General features: G+C 71.9%; 14 protein-coding genes. 3 read left to right on the plus strand and 11 right to left on the minus strand.

Features of this window, described 5'->3' with window-relative positions:
- Positions 1-70: 70 nt before the first annotated feature.
- The 6 genes from glgB to ACRDTB_RS20625 form a co-directional block, all read right to left on the minus strand.
- A complete protein-coding gene (glgB, locus tag ACRDTB_RS20600) occupies positions 71-2290 on the minus strand; it encodes a 1,4-alpha-glucan branching protein GlgB (protein ID WP_431432594.1) in 2220 nt (739 codons plus the stop codon).
- A 46-nt stretch (positions 2291-2336) separates the two neighbouring features.
- Positions 2337-2768, minus strand: coding sequence for a CBS domain-containing protein (locus tag ACRDTB_RS20605; protein ID WP_431432596.1), 432 nt, complete (start codon positions 2766-2768; stop codon positions 2337-2339).
- A gap of 127 nt (positions 2769-2895) precedes the next feature.
- Positions 2896-4230, minus strand: a complete 1335-nt coding sequence (locus tag ACRDTB_RS20610) for a maltokinase N-terminal cap-like domain-containing protein (protein WP_431432598.1) — start codon at positions 4228-4230, stop codon at positions 2896-2898.
- On the minus strand, positions 4227-6050 hold the full coding sequence (gene treS, locus ACRDTB_RS20615; protein ID WP_431432600.1) for a maltose alpha-D-glucosyltransferase: 1824 nt from the start codon (positions 6048-6050) through the stop codon (positions 4227-4229). The genes ACRDTB_RS20610 and treS overlap by 4 nt, the downstream gene beginning before the upstream one ends.
- 199 nt (positions 6051-6249) lie before the next feature.
- Positions 6250-7197 carry a zinc metalloprotease gene (locus tag ACRDTB_RS20620; protein WP_431432602.1) on the minus strand — a complete coding sequence of 316 codons (948 nt, stop codon included), beginning with the start codon at positions 7195-7197 and terminating at the stop codon, positions 6250-6252.
- A gap of 122 nt (positions 7198-7319) precedes the next feature.
- Complete coding sequence (locus tag ACRDTB_RS20625; RefSeq protein ID WP_431432604.1) at positions 7320-9287, minus strand: alpha-1,4-glucan--maltose-1-phosphate maltosyltransferase; 1968 nt, start codon at positions 9285-9287, stop codon at positions 7320-7322.
- A 134-nt stretch (positions 9288-9421) separates the two neighbouring features.
- Here ACRDTB_RS20625 and glgP point away from each other — a divergent pair, with 134 nt between their 5' ends.
- A complete protein-coding gene (gene glgP, locus ACRDTB_RS20630; protein ID WP_431432606.1) occupies positions 9422-11971 on the plus strand; it encodes an alpha-glucan family phosphorylase in 2550 nt (849 codons plus the stop codon).
- Positions 11972-12196: 225 nt separating this feature from the next.
- Here glgP and ACRDTB_RS20635 read toward each other — a convergent pair whose 3' ends face one another.
- Positions 12197-13348, minus strand: coding sequence for a hypothetical protein (locus tag ACRDTB_RS20635; RefSeq protein ID WP_431432608.1), 1152 nt, complete (start codon positions 13346-13348; stop codon positions 12197-12199).
- 93 nt (positions 13349-13441) lie between these two features.
- Between ACRDTB_RS20635 and ACRDTB_RS20640 the strand changes: the two genes are divergently transcribed.
- Both ACRDTB_RS20640 and ACRDTB_RS20645 read left to right on the plus strand, forming a co-directional pair.
- Positions 13442-14065, plus strand: a complete 624-nt coding sequence (locus tag ACRDTB_RS20640) for a class I SAM-dependent methyltransferase (RefSeq protein ID WP_431432610.1) — start codon at positions 13442-13444, stop codon at positions 14063-14065.
- A gap of 52 nt (positions 14066-14117) precedes the next feature.
- Positions 14118-14684, plus strand: a complete 567-nt coding sequence (locus ACRDTB_RS20645; protein ID WP_431432612.1) for a dihydrofolate reductase family protein — start codon at positions 14118-14120, stop codon at positions 14682-14684.
- On the opposite strand, the gene ACRDTB_RS20650 is transcribed toward ACRDTB_RS20645, so the two are convergent.
- The 4 genes from ACRDTB_RS20650 to ACRDTB_RS20665 all read right to left on the minus strand — a co-directional run.
- Positions 14677-15066: a rhodanese-like domain-containing protein gene (locus ACRDTB_RS20650; RefSeq protein WP_431432614.1), complete on the minus strand. Its 390-nt coding sequence runs from the start codon at positions 15064-15066 to the stop codon at positions 14677-14679. The two genes, ACRDTB_RS20645 and ACRDTB_RS20650, sit on opposite strands and share 8 nt — an antisense overlap.
- Positions 15067-15126: 60 nt before the next feature.
- Entirely contained in the window at positions 15127-17229 is a 2103-nt protein-coding gene (gene glgX / locus ACRDTB_RS20655; protein WP_431432616.1) for a glycogen debranching protein GlgX, read from the minus strand.
- 27 nt (positions 17230-17256) lie between these two features.
- Positions 17257-17898: a hypothetical protein gene (locus ACRDTB_RS20660; RefSeq protein WP_431432618.1), complete on the minus strand. Its 642-nt coding sequence runs from the start codon at positions 17896-17898 to the stop codon at positions 17257-17259.
- 6 nt (positions 17899-17904) lie between these two features.
- Positions 17905-18497, minus strand: a 593-nt coding sequence (locus ACRDTB_RS20665; protein ID WP_431432620.1) for a hypothetical protein, incomplete at its 5' end; no start/stop codon positions are given.

An 18497-nucleotide genomic window follows, 5' to 3' on the forward strand; every position in this document is an offset into this window, starting at 1 on the left:
TGCCCGCATCGCGCCCTCGAGGGTTGCCGGACGGCGCAATCCGGCCACGCGGTGCAGGTCAGCCCTGGGGTCAGCCCTCGGGAGTCAGCCAGAGCACGCCCTGCGGCGGCAGCTGCAACAGCGCGGACGCCGGCTGGCCGTGCCACGGCTCCTCGTTCGCCGCCATGCCACCGAGGTTGCCCCAGCCCGAGCCGCCGTAGTCCGTCGCGTCCGTGTTGAGCAGCTCGCGCCAGCGACCGGCCGACGGGAGGCCGACGCGGTAGTCGTGGTGCGGGGTCCCGGCGAAGTTGGCCACGCAGGCCACCACGGCGCCGGTGTCCGGGTCGAGCCGCAGGAAGCTCGCCACGTTGTTCGCCGAGTCGTTCGCGTCGATCCACGCGAAGCCCTCCGACGAGGTGTCCGCCGCGTAGAGCGCCGGGTGCGCCCGGTACCGCCGGTTGAGGTCGCCGACGAGCCGCTGGACGCCGCCGTGCAGCGGCTCGTCGAGCAGGTGCCAGTCCAGTGAGCGGTTCTCCGACCACTCCTGCACCTGACCGAACTCGCCACCCATGAACAGCAGCTGCTTGCCCGGGTGCGCCCACATGAACGCGAGCACCGCGCGCAGCCCGGCCGCCTTGTTCCAGTCGTCGCCGGGCATCCGCGTCCACAGTGAGCCCTTGCCGTGCACCACCTCGTCATGCGACAGCGGCAGCACGAAGTTCTCGCTCCACGCGTACATCAGCGAGAACGTGACCTCGTTGTGGTGGTAGGACCGGTGTACCGGGTCGTGGCCGACATAGCTCAGCGTGTCGTGCATCCAGCCCATGTTCCACTTGAACCCGAAGCCGAGCCCCCCGAGATGGGTGGGCCGGGTGACCCCGGGCCAGGCGGTCGACTCCTCGGCCACCATGATCGCGCCCGGGTGGTGCTTGTAGACGGTCGCGTTCAGCTCCTGCAGGAACCGCACGGCGTCCAGGTTCTCCCGTCCACCGTGGACATTCGGCAGCCACTCGCCCTCCCGGCGCGAGTAGTCGAGGTAGAGCATCGAGGCGACCGCGTCCACGCGCAGCCCGTCGATGTGGAACTCCTCGAGCCAGTAGAGCGCGTTGGCCACGAGGAAGTTGCGGACCTCGGTACGGCCGAAGTCGAACACGAGCGTGCCCCAGTCCGGGTGCTCGCCCCGGCGCGGGTCGGCGTGCTCGTAGAGCGCGGTGCCGTCGAAGCGGGCCAGCGCCCAGGCGTCCTTGGGGAAGTGCGCCGGCACCCAGTCCATGATCACGCCGATGTCCCGCGCGTGCAGCGTGTCCACGAGGTGGCGGAACTCGTCCGGCGTGCCGAAGCGGGCGGTCGGCGCGTAGTAGGAGGTGACCTGGTAGCCCCAGGAGCCGCCGAACGGATGCTCGGCGACCGGCAGGAGCTCGACGTGGGTGAAGCCCTGCTCGGCCACGTAGTCGGCCAGCGCCTCGGCGAGCTCGCGGTAGCCGAGGCCGGGCCGCCACGAGCCGAGGTGCACCTCGTACACGCTCATCGGCGCGGCGTGCCACGCGGTAGCCTCGCGGCGCGTCATCCACGCCTCGTCCGTCCACTCGTGACTCGAGGCGGTGACCTTCGAGGCGGTGGCCGGCGGGACCTCGGTGGCGAACGCGAGCGGGTCGGCCTTCTCGTGCCAGTCGCCGTCCGGGCCGAGGATGCGGAACTTGTAGCAGGTGCCCGGCGGCAGCCCCGGGATGAACAGCTCCCAGATCCCGGACGAGCCGAGCGAGCGCATCGGATTGGCCCGGCCGTCCCAGCCGTCGAAGTCGCCGGCCACGCGCACGCCGCGCGCGTTCGGCGCCCACACGGCGAACGAGGTGCCCTCGACCGGGCCCGTCGGCGTGTCATGGGTACGGACGTGCGCGCCGAGCACGTGCCACAGCCGCTCGTGACGGCCCTCGCCCAGCAGGTGCAGGTCCAGCTCACCGAGCGTGGGCAGCCACCGGTACGGGTCTTCTACGAGCATGGGGTCCGTGTCGTCGTCCCAGCCGTAGTCGATCTCGAACAGGTACGAGCCGGGCGAGTTCGGGAGCTCCGCGGTGAACACGCCGTCCGCGGTCTCGTGCAGCGGCGTGCGTTCCTCACCGGCGAGCAACGTGACGGCCTTCGCCCCCGGCCGGTAGGTCCGCGCGACCGTGGTCCCAGCGTGGTCGGAGTGCACGCCCAATACGGAGTGCGGGTCGTGGTGGGCTCCGGTGACCAGTCGCCGCAGGTCGCCCGGGGGCAGAGCGCTCGGGTCCGCTCTCCGGCCGGTTCCTCGCGGGCTCTCGTCGTTCATCGGCCTTCATTCTGCCGTCGCGGGTGAGGCCACGCAGGGCGGGTGATCAGCCGCGGGCGATGTAGGACTCGAGCTGCTGGCGGTCGGACTCGAGCTGCGCGATGCGGCTTCGCACCACGTCGCCGATGCTGACGATGCCGACCAGCTCGCCGTTCGACACCACCGGCATGTGCCGGATCCGGCGCTCGGTCATGATCGAGGCGAGGCTGTCGACGTGCTCGGACGGCTCGCAGGTGACCACCGAGGTCGTCATGATCGCCGAGACCGGCTCGTGCAGCAGCTCAGCACCGCGCTCGTTGAGCTTGCGCACCACGTCCCGCTCGGACACGATGCCGATCACCGAGCCCGCGTCGTCGCACACGACCATGGCGCCGACGTTGTGCCGGGCGAGATCGTCGAGCAACCCGGCGACCGACACACCCGGAGGGACGGTCGCTACGTCGGAACCCTTGTGCCGCAACAAATCCGCTATCCGCACCTGGACACCCCGATTCGTCAGCCGCGGCACCCGCCTTAGGGAGCCTTTCAATTGCAGAGTACAGATCAAACAGGCCCGCTACGTACCGTAGGCAGCCGAGCAGGAGTGTTTGATCTGTACTCTGAGGCTAGCCATGGCGTCGTATCGCCGCTAGGGGAATGGCGAGCCAGTCGGGCCGGTTGTGGTGCTCGTAGCGCACCTCGTAGACCGCCGTGTCCAGCTCCAGGGCGCGCAGCAGGGTCCGCTGTGCGCGCGGGTCGTCGGCGACCTCCGCGTAGCCGTCGCAGAAGGCCGTGCGGTTTCGGTCGGACCACTCGGTGGCCCGCGCCAACGCCTGCCGGCTCTCGGGCCGGCCCAGGTCGCCGGCCAGCAGGTAGAGCGCGGCGAAGTCGAACGAGAAGAGCATGGAGGCCACGTCTCGAAGCGGGGTGCGTCGGGCGGCGCGCTGGGCCGGGGTGGCGGCCGGCTCGCCCTCGAAGTCGATCAGCACCCAGCCGGCCGTGGAGCGCAGCACCTGCCCGAGATGCAGGTCGCCGTGCACCTGCTGGACCACCAGCGGCTCGGACAGCTCGCGGACCCCGTCGAACGCCGCGCGCGGGGTCGCCTCGTCCCGGGCCAGCTCCGGAACCTCGGTCAGCACGGCGTCCAGCCGCGCGTGCATGGCATCGGCCTCGGCGTCGAGGCCCGCCCGGTCGAGCGTGGCGGTGCCGGTGGCCCGGGCAAGCGCCGCGTGCACCTCGGCGACGGCGACGCCCAGCCGGTGCGACTCGCCCGCGAAGTCGCCGCCCACCTCGTCGGCGTGCAGGTCGCCCTCGGCGAGCAGGTCGCGCACGCTGGCGGTGGCGGTGGCCCAGCCCTCCACCGCGTCCGGCAGGAACTCCTGCAGGAAACCGAGCACGGTCTCGCCGCTGCCGAAGTCACCGCTGATCACCCCGAGCGGCTCGGCGATGTGCTTCACCCCGGCCGCGCGCAGGGCCCGATGCAGGTCGACGTCCCGGTTCGGGCCGGGCTCGGGCTGGCGGTAGATCTTGAGGATGTACTGCGCGCCGTAGACCACCGAGGTGTTGCTCTGCTCGACGCCGATCGGCCGCGCCCGCACCCCGTGCTCGATCTCGACACCGGGCTCGGGGCGGAACTCCAGGCCCGCCACCGTCGCGCCGTCCGCGATCAGGTCGAGCAGGACGCCCATCAGCTCGGAGTCCTGCGCCGCGTCGTAGACCGCCGTGTCGCCGAGCCGGCCGATCACCGTGTGCTCGAGGTGTTCGGGCACGTCCTTGCGGACGCCGAGCGGCAGCTGGTACGGCTGGCCGTCGACGGACACCGTCGCGTGCACGAAGCCCTCGGTGAGCTCGGTCGCGCGCAGCGTCCGCACGCCGGACACGCCCCGCGCCTTCGCCCGGAACCACCGCTGCCTCACCAGCCAGTCGAACAGGTCCGGGCCCAGGTCCTCGACTCTGATCATGGCTCGTCGACCTCGTGATCGGGGCCGGGTTCGGTCAGCTGGAACCAGTAGAACCCGTGGCCGGGCAGCGTGAGCAGGTACGGCCACTCGCCGACGGGCGGGAAGCGCACCCCGCCGGTCAGCTCGACCGGGACCCGCCCGCCGTGCTCGGAGAGGTCCAGCTCGACCGGCTGCGGGAAGCGGGACAGGTTGTTCACGCAGATGACGAGGTCCTCCTCGCCGCCGTGGTCCGAGTCGACGGGCACGTGTCGAAGGTAGGCCAGCACGCTCGGGTTGGAGGAGCCGAGCTCGGTGAAGTCGCCGAGGCCGAAGGCCGGGTGCGCGCGGCGGACCTGGAGCATGCGGCGGGTCCAGTGCAGCAGCGAGGAGCCGTTGTTGAGCTGCGCCTCGACGTTGACCGCCTGGTAGCCGTAGACCGGGTCGGCGATCACGGGCAGGTAGATGCGGCCGGGGTCGCAGCGGGAGAAGCCGGCGTTGCGGTCCGGTGACCACTGCATGGGCGTGCGGACGGCGTCGCGGTCGCCGAGCCAGATGTTGTCGCCCATGCCGATCTCGTCGCCGTAGTACAGGACCGGCGAGCCGGGCAGGGACAGCAGCAGCGCGGTGAACAGCTCCATCTGGTTGGCGTCGTTGTCGAGCAGCGGGGCCAGGCGGCGGCGGATGCCGATGTTGGCCTTCATCCGCGGGTCCTTGGCGTACTCGGCGTACATGTAGTCGCGCTCGTCGTCGGTGACCATCTCTAGGGTCAGCTCGTCGTGGTTGCGCAGGAAGATGCCCCACTGCGCGCCGGACGGAATGGGCGGCGTGTGGGCCAGGATCTCCGAGATGGGGAAGCGGGACTCGCGGCGCACGGCCATGAAGATGCGCGGCATCAGCGGGAAGTGGAACGCCATGTGGCACTCGTCGCCGCCGGGCTCCGGGTCACCGAAGTACTCCACGACGTCCGAGGGCCACTGGTTGGCCTCGGCGAGCAGGACCCGGCCGGGGAACTCGTCGTCGACGACCTTGCGGCAGCGCTTGAGGAACTCGTGCGTGCGCGGCAGGTTCTCGCAGTTGGTGCCCTCCTGCTCGAACAGGTAGGGCACCGCGTCGAGCCGGAAGCCGTCGATGCCCAGGTCCAACCAGAACCGCAGAACGTCGATCATCGCGTCGGCGACCTCGGGGTTCTCGTAGTTGAGGTCGGGCTGGTGGGAGAAGAAGCGGTGCCAGTAGAACTGCCCGCGCACCGGGTCGTAGGTCCAGTTCGACGACTCGGTGTCGACGAAGATGATCCGGGCGTCCGGGTAGCCCTCGTCGGTGTCCGACCACACGTAGAAGTTCCCGTAGGGCCCGTCCGGATGCTGGCGCGACTCCTGGAACCACGGGTGCGCGTCGGAGGTGTGGTTGAGCACCAGGTCCGTGATCACCCGGATGCCCCGCCGGTGCGCCTGGTCGAGCAGGTGCACGAAGTCGTCGACGGTGCCGAACTCGGGCAGCACCGCGCGGAAGTCGGAGATGTCGTAGCCGCCGTCGCGCAGCGGGGAGGCGTAGAACGGCGGCAGCCAGAGGCAGTCGACACCCAGCCACCGCAGGTAGTCCAGCTTGTCGGCCAGCCCGCGCAGGTCGCCGGTGCCGTCGTTGGTGAAGTCGTGGAAGGCACGGACGAGCACCTCGTAGAAGACCGCGGTCTTGTACCACCGCGGGGCCTTCGGCGCGGACCGGGCGTGGGCGAACTCGTCGGCCTGCGGCTCGACGAGGTGGCCGTCGGAGGTGAGCGCCTCACCCGTGTGCGGCACGCCGTCCAGGCCGAGGTTCGCGTCCGGACGGGTCGTCTCGGACATTTCCGCCTCCCCGAAATTAACCCTTGTGGTCGCCGTAGGCAGGTCCGTGCGGTTCGGCACGTATCGGTGGCTGAGCCGCGTCCCGTTCCCCTTGGGTGCGGTTGGCAGCACCTCCACAATGATCGCCGCTGTGGCGTGATTTCGCACGGCAGTGCCGCCGGGTCCGACCGGGCCCGGCGGCACTGTCCTCAGTGGAGCGTCAGCCTCGGTACGCGGCCCAGGCGTCCTGCATGCGGGTCGCCTGACCGGGGGTGAACTGGTTGTAGCAGGAGTCGTAGGAGTAGTCCATGTAGTTGTGGATCGGGTCGAGGCCGGCGGCCTTGCAGGTGTCCTTGCCCGCCGGGCACCCGGACGTCGGGGTCTTCATCGCTGGGGTGTCCTCGACCTCGTCGTTGGCATTGCCGCAGCGACCCTGGAAGGTGTGGTAGAGCCCGAGCCAGTGCCCGGACTCGTGCGTAGCGGTCTTGCCCTCGTTGTAGTTGTCGATCGGGCCGCCGGGCAGCGAGCCCCACTGGATCACGATGCCGTCCAGCTTCGGGTCGTCGGCGTACCACCACGGGAAGGTGGCGTAGCCGAGGTAGCCGGTGTTGGTCGACCAGATGTTGAGCGTGCGCGAGTCGCCCTCGTGGGTCGCGGTCTTGAGCGCACGCTCGCCGTTCGCGCTGTCCGGGTCGTTGAACCAGGAGTCGTTCTCCCACCGGTGCACGGCCCGCAACGTAAAGTTGAACTGCGTGTTCGCGGCGGTGCCCGGGGCCTCCTGACCGGCGAAGTCCTGGTTCAGCTCGGCGAGCTGCGCCCTGATCGCGGTGTTCGAGACGTTGCCGGTGCCGTCGGCGGCGTGCACCACGTGGAAGACGACGGGGACCGTCTCCTTCGCCGCCGGCTTGCCCGCGTGGGCGCCGAGCCGGGACCTCATGTCGCGCTCGATCGCCGCCACGTCCTGCTGGGCGACCTCGTTGCGCTCGTGCGCGTCCGCGGCGCCGGCCGGGCGGCGCGCGGTCGGGCTCTCGTCCGACGCGCACTCGGCCGACGGGGTGTGGCTCGGCTGGGCCGCCACCGTGGCGGCGGGCAGGACGGCGAAGCCGGACGCGGACAGGGCGAGCACCAGCAGCGAAGCGGCGCGGCGAACTCTTCGGGAACTGGACATACGGAACCTTCCATGCAGGGGGCACGGCTCCAGCCGCCGTGCCATGCACGGAAACGTACGGGGTCAGCGTGCCGGAGGTAAGTCCTTGTCCCGCAACGGCTTTCCGACCATAATCCGGCGCGTCAGCGGATGACCGTGAGGATGTGGCACACCGCCCGCGCCGGTTCCAGCCGCACGTAGTTGGCCTGGCCCCAGTCCCACGTCTGGCCGGTCACCTCGTCGCGGACCGCGAACCGGTCGTCCCAGTCGAGGCCCAGCGTCGGCAGGTCGAGCCAGAGGGTGCCGTCCTGCGCGTGGTAGCTGTCCAAGTTGCACACGACGATGACCGTGTCCCTGCCGCCGGGGTCGGTCTTGGAGTACGCCAGCATCGCGTCGTTCTCGATGTGGTGGAAGCGCAACGTGCGCAGCTGCCGCAGGGCCGGGTGCGCGGACCGGATCGCGTTGAGCCGGGTGATCCACGGCTCCAGCGACCGGCCGTCTGCCAGCGCCTTGGCGAAGTCGCGCGGCCGCAGCTCGTACTTCTCCGAGTTCAGGTACTCCTCGCTGCCCTCGCGCACCGCCTCGTGCTCGTACAGCTCGAACCCCGAGTACATGCCCCACGTCGGCGACATCGTGGCCGCGAGCGCCGCCCGCAGCGCGAACATCGCCGGGCCCCCGTACCGCAGCGACGCGTGCAGGATGTCCGGCGTGTTCACGAACAGGTTCGGCCGCGCCTCGTCCGCGTGCTCGACGATCTCGTTGCCGAACTCGGTCAGCTCGTGCTTGTGCGTGCGCCACGTGAAGTAGGTGTAGGACTGCGTGAACCCCAGCCGGGCCAGGCCGTAGAGCCGGGCGCGCCGGGTGAACGCCTCGGACAGGAACAGCACGTCCGGCTCGGCCGCCTTCACCTGGCGGATCAGCCAGTGCCACAAGTTCGGCGGCTTCGTGTGCGGGTTGTCCACCCGGAAGATCCGCACGCCGTGCGACACCCACAGCATGACCACCCGCAGCACCTCGGCGTAGCTGCCCTCGGGGTCGGTGTCGAAGTTCAGCGGGTAGATGTCCTGGTACTTCTTCGGCGGGTTCTCCGCGTACGCGACGGTCCCGTCCGGACGGATGGTGAACCACTCCGGGTGCTCGGTGACCCACGGGTGGTCCGGCGCGCACTGCAGCGCGAGGTCGAGCGCGACCTCCATGCCGAGCTCGTTCGCCCGCGCCACGAACGCGTCGAAGTCGGCGAACGTGCCGAGCTCGGGATGGATCGCGTCGTGTCCCCCCTCGGCCGAGCCGATGGCCCACGTCGAGCCGACGTCCTCGGGCACCGACACGACGCTGTTGTTGGGGCCCTTGCGGTTCACGGTCCCGATCGGATGCACCGGCGGCAGGTACACGACGTCGAAGCCCATCGCGGCGATCCGGTCGAGCGTCTTCGCCGCGGTCTGGAACGTGCCGTGCACGGGCTTGCCGGACTCGTCCACGCCGCCGGTGGAGCGCGGAAACAGCTCGTACCAGGAGCCGTACAGCGCCCGCGACCGGTCGACCCACAGGTGGTACCTGCGGCCGCGGGTGACGAGGTCGCGGATCGGGTTGGCCCACATGTACTTCCGGACGGGCTCGGACAGCGCCTCGGCGATGCGCGCGGGCAGCGGCCGGGACGTGTCCCGCAGCGCGGCTGCCGCGGCGACGAGCATGCGCCTCTCGCCGTTGTGCGGGAACCGCCGCGCGGCCCGGTCCAGCAGCAGCGCGCCCGCCTCCAGGTCGTTGGCCAGCTCGTCGGGCCCCTGCGCGGCGCCGACCTTGACCTCGACCGTGTGCCGCCAGGTCGACCACGGGTCGCTCCACGCGTCCACGCGGTAGGTCCACATGCCGGTCGTGTCGGGCGAGATGGCGGCGGACCAGTGGTCGGCGTTCGGGTCGTCGCAGACCATCCGGGTGTGCCGCTCGGCGTCGTCGCGTGGGCCACGCCAGACGACGGTCGCGCCCACCGCGTCGTGCCCGTCCCGCCAGACGGTGGCGCGCACCGGTATGTGCTCGCCCACGACGGCCTTCGCCGGATACCGGCCGCAGGCGACCGAGGGCGAGACGTCGTCGATGCCAAGCCGACCAGTCACCGGCCACACCCCTCCCTGCTCGGGCGCGACGTTACCGAAGTGCCAGGAAGGACGCCCTGCTGACGTTGAGCGTCCGGAAGGCGTCCTTCCAGGCCCCGTCGCGCCCACTCACGGGCCCGCTAGGGTCGGTCGTCGTGAAAGCTGTACGTCGCTTCATCGTGCGCGCCGGGCTCCCCGAGCCGTTGGCGGAGCTGGGCACGCTCGCCACGAACCTCCGGTGGACCTGGCACCCGCCGACCCAGGAGCTGTTCGCGGCGATCGACCCCGCGATCTGGGACCGGCTCGGCGACCCGTTGCGGCTGCTCGCGGAGGTGCCGGCGAACCGGCTCGAGCAGCTGGCCACCGACCAGGACTACCTGGCGAGGACGACCGCGCTGTCCGAGGACCTGCGGCGTTACCTGACCGGCGACCGCTGGTACCAGCACCGGGGCGCGGAGCTCGACGGTCACGATCCGGAGGGCGACGGACGGTTCGACCGGATGCCGGTCTCGATCGCGTACTTCTCGATGGAGTTCGGCGTCACCGAGGCACTGCCGAACTACTCCGGCGGCCTCGGCGTGCTGGCCGGCGACCACCTCAAGGCGGCGTCCGACCTGGGCGTGCCGTTGATCGGCGTCGGCCTGCTGTACCGCTCCGGCTACTTCCGCCAGTCGCTGTCGCTGGACGGCTGGCAGGTCGAGCACTACCCGGTGATCGACCCGAGCGGCCTGCCCCTGGAGCCGCTGACCGAGCCGTCCGGCGCGCCGATCCTGGTGCACGTCGCGATGCCCGGCGGCCGGGTGCTGCGGGCCCGGATCTGGAAGGCGCAGGTCGGTCGGGTGCCGTTGCTGCTGCTGGACTCCGACGTGGACGGCAACGACGACGATCTGCGCGGGGTCACCGACCGGCTCTACGGCGGCGACCAGAACCACCGCATCCGCCAGGAGATCCTGGCCGGTGTCGGCGGCGTGCGCGCGGTGCGGACCTACTGCGAGCTGACCGGCCACGCGCAGCCGGAGGTGTTCCACACCAACGAGGGCCACGCCGGCTTCCTCGGCCTGGAGCGGCTGCGCGAGCTGATGTCGGGCCAGCACCTGTCCTTCGACGAGGCGCTGTCGGCGGTGCGCGCGGGGACCGTGTTCACCACGCACACCCCGGTGCCCGCCGGCATCGACCGGTTCCCGGTCGACTTGGTGCAGCACTACTTCGGCGACGGCGCGCTGCTGCCGGACGTGGACTTCCGCCGGATCCTCGCGCTGGGTGCGGAGGACAACGCCGGCATGTTCAACATGGCGCACATGGGGCTGCGGCTCGCGCAGCGCGCCAACGGGGTGTCGAAGCTGCATGGCGAGGTGAGCCGGCAGATGTTCGGCGGCCTGTGGGCCGGGTTCGACACCGACGAGGTGCCGATCACCTCGGTCACCAACGGCGTGCACGGTCCGACGTGGACCGCACGCGAGATGACCGACCTGGTCGGCGACCGGCTCGACTCGGTGTCCGACGGCGAGCTGTGGGAGCTGCGCTGCACGCTGCGCAAGTGGCTGGTGACCGAGGTGCGGCGGCGGGTGCGGGAGGCATGGCTGCAGCGCGGCGCGTCCCCGCTGGAGCTGGCGTGGACGGCCACGGTGTTCGACCCGGACGTGCTGACCGTCGGCTTCGCCCGCCGCGTGCCGACCTACAAGCGGCTCACGCTGATGCTGCGTGACCACGCCCGGCTGCGCGCGCTGCTGCTGCATCCCGAGCGGCCCGTGCAGCTCGTGGTGGCCGGCAAGTCACACCCGGCCGACGACGGTGGCAAGGCCCTGATCCAGCAGATCGTGCGGTTCGCCGACGAGCACGACGTGCGGCACCGGATCGTGTTCCTGCCCGACTACGACATGTCGATGGCCCGGTACCTGTACTGGGGCTGCGACGTGTGGCTGAACAACCCGACCAGACCGCTGGAGGCGTGCGGCACGTCGGGCATGAAGTCGGCGCTGAACGGCGGGCTCAATCTGTCCATTCGGGACGGTTGGTGGGACGAGCTGTACGACGGCAGCAACGGCTGGGCCATCCCCACCGCCGACGGCGTGCACGACCCGCTGCGCCGCGACGACCTCGAGGCGGCCGCGCTGTACGAGCTGCTGGGCTCCCAGGTCGCGCCGCTGTTCTACGAGCGCGGCGGCGACGGTGTTCCCTCGCCGTGGCTCGCGATGGTTCGGCACACGCTCGCCTCGCTGGGCCCGAAGGTCCAGGCGTCGCGGATGGTCAGCGAGTACGTGGAGTCGCACTACCGGCCGGCGGCGAGCGCGGTGGGGCTGGCGCGGGTGGACGACTTCCGGGCCGCGCGCGGCCTCGCCGAGTACCGCGACCGGCTCGCCGGGGCGTGGTCGAGCGTGCGGGTGAACGACTGCGAGCTGAGCCTGGACCCGGACGGTCGCCGCACGCCGGTACTGGGCGAGCGGGTGCGGGTGACGGCACGGGTGGACCTGGCCGGGCTGGCGCCCTCGGACGTGCGGGTGCAGGTGGTCGTGGGCCGGGTCTCGGACAGCGACGAGCTGTACGACGTGGTCACCGCCCCGATGGCGCCGGCCGGCGACGGGACGTACGTGGCGGACGTCCCGCTGCCGCACACGGGCGCACTGGGTGCCACGGCCCGCGTACTGCCGAACCACTTGCTGCTGGCGAGCCCGGCGGAGCTGGGCCGCGTCGTCGTCGCCGGCTGACCCCGCGAGTCCAACGCTGCAAACCCGCGTGTCCAACGTTCCGGACCCGCGAGTTCAACGTTCCGGACCCGCGAGTTCAACGTTCCGGACCCGCGAGTCCAACACTCCATGCCACGCGAATGTTGGACTCTCGGGTCGCGAATGTTGGACTCGCCGGTCGGGAGTGTTGAACTCGCCGGTCGCGAGCGTTGGACTCGCGGGTCGGGAGTGTTGGACTCGCGGGTGTTAGGTGACTTCGAGGCGGCTGCGGGTGCCCGCGACCCGGGGCCACCAGGACGCGAGCTTCTCGGCCTCGGTGATCACCGCCCGAGCGGTCCGGTTGTCGCCGGAGGCCATGTGCGCGCGGGCGAGCGTGGCGAGGTCGTCCGCGCGCACCAGCAGGTTGTCACCGGAGCCGGCCGCCCGCGTGGCGAGCGCGATGGCTTCGTCGACGTCGCCACGCAGCAGCGCGTGCAGGGCCCGCACGCCGTTCAGCTTGTAGCCCGGGTAGCCCAGCGTCGCGGCGTTCTCGAGCGCGTCGTTCGCGGTGGACAGGCCGAGCTCGGAGTCCAGCTGGCCCGCCTCGACCGTGACACACGCGAGCCCGGCGAGCGCGGCGAACGAGACGGCCGCCTCGTCGGGCTCCTGGCGCCGGTCCGAGGCGAGCTTGACGGCGAGCATCATCGCCTCCGCGTACCGGCCCCGCGCCTCGAGCACGAAGACCCGCGCGGCGAGCGCCGAGCGCAGGTCCGGATAGGATTCGCGCAGCCGCTCGGCCAGCCGCTCCGCCAGGTCCAGGTCGCCGTTGTGCGCCGCCTCGATGGCCTCGCCGACCACGGGTGCGGCCTCGAGCTGGCGGGCCTGCTCGTCGTCGACCCAGGGCAGGCGGAACAGCAGCCAGCCCGTGGACGTCGCGACGGTCGAGCGCTGGGGGAGCAGCGCGTGCACGAACTCGGCGACGCACGCGATGGCGAACCCGTGCGCGAACGCGCCGCCACCACCCGCCCAGGCCGCCGCGGCCACGACGACGGCGAGCTCGGCCACCGCCGAGCACATCGCCGACCACCACATCCGCCGGCGCACCGGCGCCTTCGCGGCACGGACGCCGACGGCCATGATGACCGGCAGGGCGCGCAGCACCACGCTCCGGTTGGGCCGGCTCCAGTCGGCGAGCCGCGGCCCGACGCCGATCACGATCCGCTGCACCCGCACGCCGGCGAGCGGGACGCTGGCGAGCAGGCCGACCTGGCTCGCGGCCAGGATGGCGAATAGCCCGGCGAGCGCGCCGGCGAGCCCGGCCGCGACCCCACCGGCCGACCTCTCGACGACGGCGATCGCGGCGACGGCCACGAGCGTGGCGAGCGAGCCCGGCGTGACCAGTAGACGAACGATCCTCACGAGCAGCAGACGTTACGCCGCGCGCCTCCGGTTCCCCCGCCCACCGGGACAGCCGAAGTGCCCGCCCGCGAGCCGCCCCGTTACCGTGCGCCCGTGGACGACCCGAAGGCCTTGGTCCGCCGCGGCTACGACGCGCTGTCGACCCGCTACGACGAGGCGTACGGCGCGTCGACGAAGTACCGGCCGTGGCTGGCCTCGCTGATCGCGGCGCTGCCCCCGGCGGCCGCCGTCGTGGATCTCGGTTGCGGCAGCGGTGTTCCGGTGGCCCGGGACCTGGTCGCGGCCGGCCACCGGGTGACGGGGGTCGACTTCAGCGCCGCGCAGCTCTGCCGCGCCCGTCAGCTCGTCCCGGCCGCGACGCTCGTCCAGTCCGACCTGACGATGGTGCGTTTCTCTCCGGGCTCGCTGGACGCGGTGCTGGCGTTCTACTCGATCATCCACGTGCCGCTGGCCGAGCAGCCGTCCCTGCTCCACCGCGTCGCCGGCTGGTTGCGCGCGGGCGGGATCTTCGCCGCGACGCTCGGCCACGAGGCCTGGACCGGCACGGAGACCGACTGGCTCGGCGGCGGGAGCCCGATGTGGTGGAGCCACGCGGACGCGGCCACCTACCGCCGCTGGCTCACCTCCGCCGGCCTCACCGTCGAGGAGGAGACGTTCGTGCCGGAGGGCGCCGGCGGCGCGGTGCTGTTCGTCGCGAGGACATCCGCGCCGCGATGAGTTCCGGGTCCGCCGCGGGTCCAACCTCCAGACCCGAGATGAGGAGAGTCGGATGAGCACCGTGTTGCTGTACATGAGCATGTCGCTCGACGGGTACGTGGCCGGACCGGACGTGTCCGCCGACGAGCCCATGGGTGTGGGTGGCGAACGCCTGCACGACTGGATGTTCGCCGATCCGGTGTCCGAGGTGGACCGGGCGATGGACGCCCGGGTTCGCGGCGAGGTCGGCGCCGTGGTGGTCGGCAGGCGGACCTTCGACCTCGGGCTGCGGTACTGGCAGGACGTGCCCTTCCCGGCGCCCTCGTTCGTGGTCACGCACGAGTCGCGCGGCCCGCTGGAGCAGCGGAGCGGCACGTTCACCTTCGTCGGCGACGTGGCGAAGGCCGTCGAGGAGGCGGCCGAACAGGCGGGGGAGAAGAAGGTCGTGCTGATGGGCGCCGACCTCGACCGGCAGGCGCTGCGGGCCGGGCTCGTCGACGAGGTACTCATCAACCACGTGCCCGTCCTGCTCGGCGGCGGGACCCGGCTCTTCGAGGGCCTACCGCACACCGAGCTGGTGCCGTTCGAGGTCGTCGCCTCACCGGTCGTCACGCACGTGCGCTACCGCGTGCTCAGGTGATCGGATCGCTCGGGCCCGGGCGCACCGGCAGCCCGGCCGCGGCCCACGCGCGGAAGCCGCCGTCCAGGTCCGTCGCCCGGCGCAGGCCGAGCCGGCGCAGGCTGTCGGCCGCGAGGCTGGACGAGTAGCCCTCGTTGCACACCACGACGACCACCGTGTCCTCGGTGATCCCGTCGATGCGATGCTCGCCGTGCGGGTCCAGCCGCCATTCGAGCACGATCCGCTCGATCACGACCGAGCCCGGGATCTCGCCCTCCGCGGCCCGGTCGTGCGCGGGCCGGGTGTCGACGAAGAGCGCGTCGGTCAGCCGGGCGGCTGCCAGCGGCGTGACACGGTCCAAACGCGACCGTGCGGCCGCCAGTACGTCGTCGATCATGCTCACGGCGGCGATCATGACACGCCCGGTGCGGGCGAACCCAGCCGTCTCGGATGGTGGTAATCGTTAGGTAATGCGCGGGGTGCGGAACAGCAGCAGCGTGCGTGCCGGCACCGTCAGCGGCGTGCCCGGCGGCAGGGCCGTGTCGGACGCGGGCGTGCCGCGGCGGGTGCCGGTGTCGAGTACCGGGACGAACTTCTCGCCGAACTCGCCGCCCGGCAGCGTCACCTCGACCGGCTCGTCTCCCGCGTGCAGCACCACCAGCCACGAGTCGTCCGGCACGAACTCCCCTTCGCGGTCGCGGGACAGCGACGTCGAGCCGTCGATCCACATGCCGATCGTGCGGCGGTCCTCGTCGAACCAGTCCGCGTCGGTCATCGGGCTGCCGCCGGGCGCGAGCCACACCAGGTCCGGGCAGCCGGTGGTGCTCGGCCGGCCGTCGAAGAACTCCGGCTGGCGCAACGCGGGTGAGCCGGCCCGCAGCGCGATCAGTCTGCGGGTGAACGCCAGCATGTCGTCCGGCCGCTCGCCGCGCGTCCAGTCCAACCAGGACGTCTCGTCGTCGAGGCAGTACGGGTTGTTGTTGCCGCCCTGAGTGCGCCACAGCTCGTCGCCCGCGCACAGCATCGGCGTGCCGGTGGACAGCAGCAGCGTGGCGAGGAGGTTGCGGGCCTGCCGGTCCCGCAGCGCCAGCACCGCCTCCTCGCTCGTCTCGCCCTCCACGCCGCAGTTCCACGACCGGTTGTCGTCCGTGCCGTCCCGGTTGTCCTCGCCGTTGGCCTCGTTGTGCTTCTCGTCGTAGGACACCAGGTCCCGCAGCGTGAAGCCGTCGTGTGCGGTGACGAAGTTGACCGACGCCCACGGCCGGCGGGTGTTGACCGCGTACAGGTCCTCCGAGCCGGACAGCCGGTAGGCGAGGTCTCGCACGCCGACCCGGCCGGGCCAGAAGTCCCGCGCGCCGTCCCGGAACCGGCCGTTCCATTCCGTCCACTGTGGAGCGAATCCGCCGACCCGGTAACCGTCGCCGGTGGCGTCCCACGGCTCGGCGATGAGCTTGCACCGGGCCAGCACCGGGTCCGTGGTGATCGCGGTCAGCAGCGGTGAGTCCGGGTCGAACCGGCCGCCGTGCGGGCGCCCGAGCGCGCTCGCGAGGTCGAGGCGGAACCCGTCCACGCCGAGCTCGGTGGCGAAGTAGCGCATGGAGTCGGTGACCAGCCGGACCACGGTCGGCGACGCCGGGTTCAGCGTGTTGCCGCAGCCCGTGAGGTCCACATCGGAGCCGTCGCGGTCGAGCATGTAGTAGGCCGGGGCGTCGAGGCCGCGCATGGACAGCGTCGGGCCGCAGCTGCCGCCCTCACCAGTGTGGTTGTAGACCACGTCGAGGATCACCTCGATGCCGACCGCGTGCAGGGCGGCGACCATCGTGGCGAACTCGGCGGTCTCCCGGCCCGGCTCGCTGGCGTACCCCTCGTGCGGGGCCAGGAAGCCGAGCGTGGCGTAGCCCCAGTAGTTGTGCCGCCCGGTGCGCAGCAGCGGCGGCTCGTCGACGAACGACTGGACCGGCATCAGCTCGACCGCGGTCACCCCGAGCCGCACCAGGTGCTCGATGACCGACGGGTGGGTCAGGCCCAGGTACGTGCCGCGCTGGTGCGCCGGGACGTCCGGGTGCCGCCGGGTGAAGCCGCGCACGTGCAGCTCGTAGATCACCGTCTCCTCGAACGGCGTGTGCGGCCTGTGGCCGGTGTCCGGTCCGCCGGGGGAGGTGACCACGGACAGCGGCACGTGGCCGAGCGAGTCCACATGCGACGGTCGGCCGGTCATCGGGTCGGTGCGGTAGCCGAGCGTGGCCTCGAGGTCGGTGACCCGTCCGGTGATCCGCCGCGCGTGCGGGTCGACGAGCAGCTTCGCCGGGTTGGCGCGCAGGCCCCGCGCGGGGTCGTACGGCCCGTGCACGCGGTAGCCGTAGCGCTGACCGGGCGTGACACCGGGGACGAGGCCGTGCCAGATGCCGAACGTGCGCTCGGTCAGCCCGATGCGGTGCTCGGTGCCGTCTTCGGCGATCAGGCACAGGTCGACGGCGTCCGCGACGGACGACGCCACCGCGAAGCGCACCCCGCCCGCCTCGGGATGGGCGCCGAGGGGGAACGGGCGACCGGGCAGCACGTGCATCCGTCCATCTTGCCCCGCCTACGGGCACTACAGCTGGTACGTGTGGGCCTCGAAGGACTCCTCCTCGACCGGGGCGGGCCGCCGTGCCGGGGTGGGCTCGGGCTCCGCCGGCGGCGCCACGTCGTCGTCGCCCCGTGCGGAGGTGACCAGGCGCGCGAACAGCTCCTGGTGGGTGGACCACCCGTGGGTGGACGGGCAGGCCAGGGTGAGCAGCAGCATCCGGCCCGACGCGGGCTCGGGGATGAACGCCTGCAGCTGCACGGTCATTGCCCGCCGCTCCCGCGCCTGCTCCACACCCGGCACCCGCTGCGCGACCACGGCCGTGCCGAGCCCGGTCTCCAGCGCCACGGTCTCCCGCACGTCGGGCCCGCCGACGTCCTCCATCGCGTCCCGCAGCGACTCCGCGGTGTCCGGGTCCCAGCTCGGCGGCACCTCGACCACCACGCCCGTCAACATGGCCGGCGCGGCGTCCGGCGGGGTGACCACGGCCATCAGGAACGCGCCTTCGCGCAGCGCGGTCTCCACCGCCTCGGTCGCGATCGGCTCCAGGTCCGCGGCCGAGGCGGGCAGGTCCCGCAGCTCGCCGAGGATCGCGGCGAACTCCCGGATCGCCTGCGGCGGGTTGTCGATCGGGATCCGGCGGACGGTGTCGGGAATGGCGAGGCGCATCGGGCCCTACTTCTTGTCTCGTTCGTTCAGCTCGTCCCCGACGGCGTTGGTCACGGCGTTCTCGGCCGCCTCGCCGCTCGGGTCGGCGAGCACCTTGAGCGCCTCCAGCTCCCGCTTGTCGGCCGCGGACAGGTGGCCGCCGCTGGCCTCGATGCTCTTCACGGTGGTGTCCACGGAGTTGCCGAACGCCTCGCCGGCGAGCTTCGCGTCGCCCTTGAGCACGGCGGCCGCCTCGTCGGTGGCGGCCTTGAGCTTCAGGCCGTCGCGCAGGGAGCCGGTCTGCCTCGCGTACCGGCTGGTCTCGGCCACGTCCTGGGCGAACTTGGGCAGACCGCCGCTCATGAAGCCATCGGCCGCACCGCTGCGGACTCCCTTGAATCCCTCCGCGAGCCGGCTCGAGCCGATGACCGGCCGCGCCAGGCCCTTGGCGCCGGCGACCGCGGCGGAGGTGAACGTCCGGCCGGGGACCGCGGACAGCGCGAGTGTGAGGTTGCTCGGCGCGTTGCGTGATCCGGCGATCCGCTGGCCGATGCCGGACAGCGCGCTCACCCCGGCGGTGCCGGCGGAGACGGCGCCGAGCACGGCCGCGGGCCCGACGC

The sequence above is a fragment of the Actinophytocola sp. genome (assembly GCF_050699935.1).
Lineage (GTDB): Bacteria > Actinomycetota > Actinomycetes > Mycobacteriales > Pseudonocardiaceae > Actinophytocola.